Here is a 6,987-nt window from a genome sequence, read left to right as displayed (position 1 = left end):
GGCGGCGCCATCGTCAGGCCTGGGCGCAGGGCTTGGCGGTCGGCAAGGCCAAGGATAAAGCGTTTGCCGAAAAGTTGCTGGCGGCAAACTCCGGGCGCGATCAAGCGGCGCGCATCCAGAACCTGCTCGACGCGTTTTTCACCAAGGAGGGTGAGGGCGATCCGCGCGGAGGCGAAAAAGGTCATCTCACCAGCGCCGAGACGCGCGAAAGGCAGCCCGGACTCGAAGCGGACCTGCAACGCGAGCTTACCCGCCTCCTTGCGCTGCGCGAACGGTGGCGCGCTGCGCAGACAATCGAACGCAGCGCCGCCCTCTTCACGGTCGCCAAGGCCATTTTGAAAACCTTCGCCGCAGCCAAGGCCGAGCGCGGCGCGCTCGACTTCGCCGACCAGATCGCCTGCGCGCTGGCGTTGGTGACCCGCTCAAGCGCCGCCTGGGTGATGCACAAGCTCGACTACGGTCTCGACCACCTCCTGATCGACGAAGCGCAGGACAATTCCGCCGACCAGTGGCGCATCGTCGAGGCGCTGACCGACGAGTTTTTCGCCGGCGAGAGCGCGCGCAAAGGCGCATGCACCGTGTTCGCGGTCGGCGACGAGAAGCAGTCGATCTTCTCCTTCCAGGGCGCCGAGCCGGAAAGATTCGCCGCGATGCGGCGCTATTTCGAGCGGAGGCATCGCGAGGCGAAAAAGTCGTTCGAGAGCGTCCCGCTCAATTATTCGTTTCGCTCGGCGCCAGCGCTCCTCACGGTGGTCAACAAGGTCTTCCAGTCTGAGAGCGCGTGGCGTGGGGTTTCGGCCGAGGGCGAGCCGCCCCCCGTGCACTTGCCGATTCAAACGCGCCTGCAAGGCGTCGTCGAGATCTGGCCGACGGTTCCGGCCGAGAAAGGATCCGACCCGGACGACTGGCGCATGCCGCTGGACGAGCCTGCGGCCCACGAACCCGCAGTGATCCTTGCCCGCCGCATCGCTGACCAGATTGCCCTCTGGATCGCGCCCGGTTCGCGCGAGCGGGTGGTCGACGCGGCGACAGGCGCGCCGCGCCCCATCCGCCCGGGCGACGTGATGATCCTGGTCAGGCGGCGCAACATGTTCTTCGAGGCGATGATCCGGGCGCTCAAGGACCGCGGCGTCAAGGTCGCCGGCGCTGACCGGCTGAAGCTGCGCGACCATATCGCGGTCATGGACCTGATCGCGGCCGGGCGCGCGGCGCTGACGCCGGACGACGACCTCAGCCTCGCATGCGCGCTGAAGTCGCCGCTCGTCGGGGTCGACGACGACGCGCTCTATGCTCTGGCGGCCGACCGGACGGGGTCACTGGCGTCGGCGCTCACGGCCGCGAACGACCCGCAGGCGCAGGCGGCCGAACGCCGAATCGCGGCTTGGCGCGCTCGGGCCAGAAACCTTGGGCCCTACGCCTTCTATGCTCGCCTCATCGGCGAGGACGGCGGCCGCAAGGCGCTCGTGGCGCGGCTCGGCGACGATGTGCGCGACCCGATCGACGAGTTCCTCGCGCTGGCGCTTGCGCACGAGCAAGGCGAGGCGCCGTCGCTGACCCGCTTTCTCGCCGAGGTCGAGGCGGATGAAGCGGAGATCAAGCGCGACCTCGAGGCCGAGAGCGACGGCGTTCGGGTGTTGACGGTCCATGCCAGCAAGGGCCTCGAGGCCCCGATCGTTTTCCTGCCCGACACCACGGGTGCCCCCAGCGCCCGGCACGATCCGAAGCTGATGCGCCTTGCCCCCGACGGCCCAAGCGCCCCGCAGCTGTTCGCCTGGAGCCGGAAAACGGCGGAAGATTGCCAAGAGGTCGCCGCCGCGCGCGAGGCGCGGCGGGCGGCCGAAGCGGGCGAGCACCGGCGGCTCCTTTATGTCGCGATGACCCGCGCCGCCGAACGACTGATCGTCGCCGGCTACGAAACCCTGCGCCGCCGCCCGGCGGACTGCTGGTATGACCTCGTTTCGGACGGCCTGGGCGACGCCGCGACGGAGGCGCCGGCGTTCTGGGGCGCCGGCGCGGTCGTGCGGCGCTACGGCCAGGGACTTTCGGCCGACGGCGCCGGCGAAGAGACCGCGGCGCCGCCATCCGACGGGGCGCCAGGCTGGCTGTTGCAGCGAGCGGCGCCTGAAGCGGCTGAGGCGCGGGTGCGGCCCTCAGAACCCGCCGGCCTACGCGCCGGAGACGCCGGCCCCTTGGTCGAAGGCCGGCTTGCCCATGCGCTGCTGCAGCTCCTGCCCGGGGTCGAGTCGGTCCGCCGCGCCGAGGCGGCGCGGGCCTATCTCGAAGCGCGCGGGCTTGCGCTTGAGGTGACCGTTCGGGCCGATCTCGCCGCTCAGGCCGTCGCCGTAGTGGAGGCGTCCGAACTCGCCCCCTTATTCGGTCCGGGCTCGCGTGGGGAAGTCGCTGTCGCGGGTGCCCTCAAGCGTCCGGGGCAGCCCGATCTTCCCTTCGCCGGCCGTCTCGACCGGCTCGCCGTGACGGACGAGGCGATCCACATCGTCGACTTCAAGCTCGGGGCGGCGCCGAGCCATCCCTCGGAGGCGCATGTCGCCCAGCTCGCGCTGTATCGCGCCGCCCTTCAGCCCCTCTATCCGTCGCTCCCGGTGCGCGCGGCGCTGGTGTATCTCGACGGACCGGCGATTCGACCATTGTCGGAGAGTGCGTTAGATACCGTGCTGCACGCTCTGGTAACCCTTCGAAAACCATGATGCGTCGAAACGCGCTTTCGGCGCCACAGTCAAGCGACGAAAGGATCGCCATGATGAAGTCGCATTTCGAACGCAGGTTCCGCGCCCTATGACGAGTGGAACGTCAAGGCGGGCGCCCGAAGCATGAGGGCTGGGGCTTGAAACGCACGAGGCTGAAAAAGCCGCGGCGCGCAGCGGTGTGCGCTTATGCGCTGCTGACCGTTCTGACCGCTGCTGGCGTCTTTGACGCCGCGGCGTCGTCCGCAGAGGGCGCGACCGGCGGCGTGGTCCGCTACGACCACACGGTCTATCACAATGGCAAGCGGGTTCTCTGGCACGGCGCCTGGCGCGGTAGCGCGGGTCGCCATGACTACGCACGGGCCTTGCCGGTGAAGGCCACGGCCCCCGAAGCGGCCGCTTTGCAACCTCAAGCGCCGACGGCCGCAGCAGCCACGACGACGGCGGCCGTGGCCGGGTCATCCGCGCCGCTCAAGCCTTTCGGCATCCTCGCCGACCCGGGTGATCTCGTCGCAAGCCGCATGGCGCGCGAGTTCGTCCAAGTTCTTAGCGACCAAGGCGCACAGGGACGGGCTATCGTCGGCTCCACCGCACCGACCGGGGTTGCCAAGGTCATGCGGACGGATATGGCCGAATTCGCCATCGTCACGCTTGATTCCCTCGCGGTCAGTGTCAAATACCAGCCCGACTGGCCGAAGCGCGTTCCGCTTGTCGCTCCGCTCGCTCCGGAAACGATCGAGGTTATAGCGTCAAAGGACGTCAAGTCGCTGAACGATCTTACCGGCAAGTCGGTCAGCTTCGGCGATCCGGATGGGACGACCGGCATCACCGGCAAGCTCCTGTTCTCGCGTCTCGGCGTGACCGTCAACCCGACCTACGAGCCGCTGACCGAAGCGCTGGGAGCGCTTGCCGCCGGCAAGCGCGACGCCGTCGTGGTGTTGGGCGGCAAAGAGGCGCACGCGCTCGACGGCTTCGGTGACGACCGCCGCTTTCATCTGGTCGCCATCCCTTGGTCGGCGCCGCTGGAGCAGCTCTATGCGCCGGCGCGTGTCGCCGCCTCCGACCGTCCGAACCTCGTCGCGGCCAACGATTCGGTGGAGACCGTCGCTGCACCGATGGCGCTCGTGGCGCTCGACGCGCCGACGGGGTCCCCGCGCGCGGACGCTCTGGGTCGGATTGCCCGCGCCTTCTTCGACAATTACGATTCCACCCTGACAGCGGCGCGAGACGAGCACTGGCGTGACGTCAATCTAGCGGCGGCCGCTGCTGTGGCGAATGCCGACTGGCCGCGGCTCGCTGCGGCGCAAGGATGGGTCGACGAACACAAAGTCTCGGCCAACGGCTCGCTCGAGGCGTTTCGCGCGTCGGCAAAGGCAGCCGAAGCCGGCGGCGGTCCGAAGGCCGAAGATTCCGACCGACTTTACGACAGCCTGACCCGCTGGCGCAGCCTGATGCAATAGAGGAGGACGCGCCTTGCCCATCGCATGGAAAGTTGTTGCGGGCATGATCGCCGGATGCTGCGTCGCCCTTCTCGTGATCGCGTTCTGGCCTCGCATCGAGCCTTCGAGCGCCTCCCTCAAGGCGGTCGTTCAGCAGCCCGTATTCGTTGCGCAGACGGTCGCCGCGCCGGCGACCCAGAAGGCGGCGCCGGTCACCGCGCACGCCATCGCCAAGGAGGCGCTCGGCAAGCTCGCCAGCGCGCTACGGGGCCCGAGCTCGGACCAGACGCCGATCGCCTCCCTCTCCATTCCGATCGACGACGCGCGGCGCCTCTGCGCTGAGGGCCTGATCGCCTTCGCCAAAGGCGATATCGCCGCCGCCCGAGCCTTCCTGAAGCGCGCCGCCGAAGGCGGCGACGCTCGCGCCCTGATGGCGCTCGGCGACACCTACGACCCGACGACGCTCGCGCGCCTGGGCGCCCTTGGCCTTAAGGGCGACGAGGCCACCGCCCGCAATTACTATGCTCGCGCGCTCGCGGCCGGAGTCGGCGGCGCTCGCGAACGGATCGCCGCTTTGGCGGTCAAGTAGACCGATGCGGGCGGATCCGGAACACGAAAAGATTCCGGGCACGGCGATTCGCACGGGTGCTTTGTTGTGCGACCTTCTTGATCGTCGTTAGTAAGACGGCCGTTCCAAACGCGCTCTCGTTTCTGCGCGCTCGATTGGGAGCGCCGGTACGTGTCTCTGACAATCCGTCATACCGGCTTTCTTGCATGACAGCGGTTCACGAGCCCGCTTGACCGAAATCGACAAAAAGTTGCAATCTCGTCAAAACGAAGAGGAAACGTCTTATGAGTGCTAGCGGTCATCCGGCGCGGCAACACGAACCGGCGCCGGGTTTCATGCTGAAAATGATGGAAGCGCGTGCGATCTGGGAGCATTGCGCCTCCTTAGCCATGCGTCCCTTGTGGGGCGCCGCCGCCACGGGCGACGGGCACCCTGTCCTCGTCCTGCCGGGGCTGGCGGCAGGCGACGGCAGCACGGCGTTAATGCGTCGATTTCTTCGATCACGCGGGTTCGCCGCTGCGGGCTGGGGCCAGGGGCTCAACTTCGGGTTGCGGCACGGCGTCGTTGAGCGCGCGCACGAGCGGATGCGCCAGCTGTGGCTTGAGAACGGCCGGTCAGTGAGCCTCGTTGGCTGGAGCCTTGGGGGCCTTTACGCCCGCGAACTCGCCAAGCACTCACCGGAGATGGTGCGCCTTGTCATCACCCTCGGTTCGCCATTCACCGGGCATCCGCGCGAAACCAATGCCTGGCGGCTCTATGAATTCGCCAGCGGCCATCGCATCGACTGGCACGACTTCTCCGGCCCTCTCAGGGCCGCGCCGCCGGTGCCGACAACCTCGATTTGGAGCCCGACGGATGGCATCGTCGCTTGGCGGTGCAGCCTCGAGACCCGAAGGTTCCTCGCAGAGAACATCGTGGTCGAGTCTAGCCATCTCGGCCTCGGTGCGCACCCGGCGACGCTCTATGCCATCGCCGACCGGCTCGCACAGCCGGAGGGCAACTGGGAGCCCTTCAATCGCGAGGGCTGGCGCCGGTTCGTCTATTGCGATCCGGAGCGATTCCGGGCGCACCACGAAAAGAAGGCGGAGGCGCACGGACATATGGCCATCCACGCTTCGCCAGCCGAATAACGTTACATGTAGTTCGCGCGCAGCGTCTTCTTGTCGACCTTTCCGACAGAGGTCAGCGGTAGCTCCGGAACGAAGGTCACGTTCTCCGGGATCGCGATCTTCGAGATGATTCCGCGTTCGACGTAGGAAGCGACGTGCAGTCGGATGTCGTCCTCGCCGACCTCGCCGGCTTGGCCGGGATGAAGCACGACCAGCGCATGCGGCCGCTCGCCCCACTTCACGTCCTTAATCGGGATCACCGCCGCACGCCGAACGCCGGGCTTCTCCATAATGATGTTCTCGAGCTGGATCGACGAGACCCATTCACCGCCGCTCTTGACGACGTCCTTCAGCCGATCGGCGATGCGGATATAGCCCTCCGGATCGATCGAGGCGACGTCGCCAGTATGCAGGTAGCCGCCGCCCCACAGGACCTCGGACGCCTCCGGATTATTGAGATAACCGGTGGTGAGCCACGGCGCGCGCACGACGATCTCGCCAAACGCCTGGCCGTCATGCGGCACTTCGGCCATGTTCTCGTCGACGACGCGCAGGTCGACCATCGGCGCGGCGATGCCCGTCGAGGTGCGATAGAATAGCTCGTCCTCGAAATTGTCCCGGACGTGCTTCGTTTTAATGTGGGCGCCGGTGAGCATTGGGCCCGATTCCGATTGCCCGTAGCCCGAGAACACATCCATGCCGCGCGCCATCGCCGCCCGTGCGAGTGCCGGAGGAAGGGCCGCGCCGCCGACGACCATCTTCAGATGAGAGAGATCGATCTTGTCGACTCCCGGCGCGGTGAGCAGCATTTGCAGAAGGGTCGGCACGCAATGGGTGAAAGTCACCTTCTCATTGTCGATCATCTTGACAAAAATCTCGGGCTTATAGCGACCGGGGAACACGATCTTGCAACCTGAAAGCGTCGCCGTGTACGGGCAGCCCCAGGCATGCACGTGGAACATCGGCGTCATCGGCATGTAGACGTCGTCGCGATGGAAGCGGCCGTGGCCGGGCGGAAGGCCGTATTCAACGAGGCCGGCGAGCGTGTGCAGGACCATCTGCCGATGGGTGAAGTAGACGCCCTTGGGCCGACCGGTCGTGCCGGTGGTGTGAAAGATCGTGGCGACGGCGTTCTCATCGAAGTCCGGGAACGGGAAATAGGGCGAGCC

5 protein-coding genes are annotated in these 6,987 nt (G+C 67.2%); 4 read left to right on the top strand and 1 reads right to left on the bottom strand.

Annotation, left to right across the window (positions count from 1 at the left end):
• From addA to ACLP25_RS30110, 4 genes are all read left to right on the top strand, one after another.
• A partial coding sequence (gene addA, locus ACLP25_RS30125; protein WP_442472767.1) for a double-strand break repair helicase AddA occupies positions 1-2,705 on the top strand: 2,705 nt, incomplete at its 5' end.
• Between the two features lie 137 nt (positions 2,706-2,842).
• Positions 2,843-4,162, top strand: a complete 1,320-nt coding sequence (locus ACLP25_RS30120) for a TAXI family TRAP transporter solute-binding subunit (protein WP_442472766.1) — start codon at positions 2,843-2,845, stop codon at positions 4,160-4,162.
• 13 nt (positions 4,163-4,175) lie between these two features.
• Positions 4,176-4,730, top strand: coding sequence for a hypothetical protein (locus tag ACLP25_RS30115; RefSeq protein ID WP_442472765.1), 555 nt, complete (start codon positions 4,176-4,178; stop codon positions 4,728-4,730).
• A 263-nt stretch (positions 4,731-4,993) separates the two neighbouring features.
• Positions 4,994-5,839, top strand: coding sequence for an esterase/lipase family protein (locus ACLP25_RS30110; RefSeq protein ID WP_442472764.1), 846 nt, complete (start codon positions 4,994-4,996; stop codon positions 5,837-5,839).
• Between the two features lie 2 nt (positions 5,840-5,841).
• Here ACLP25_RS30110 and ACLP25_RS30105 read toward each other — a convergent pair.
• Positions 5,842-6,987 (bottom strand): AMP-binding protein (locus ACLP25_RS30105; protein ID WP_442472763.1); only part of this gene is annotated, 1,146 nt, incomplete at its 5' end.

The organism is Roseiarcus sp. (assembly GCF_052145395.1).
Taxonomy (GTDB): domain Bacteria; phylum Pseudomonadota; class Alphaproteobacteria; order Rhizobiales; family Beijerinckiaceae; genus Roseiarcus.
The sequence above is the reverse complement of the archived record's forward strand: the minus strand, read 5'-3'. Positions and strand labels throughout refer to the sequence as shown.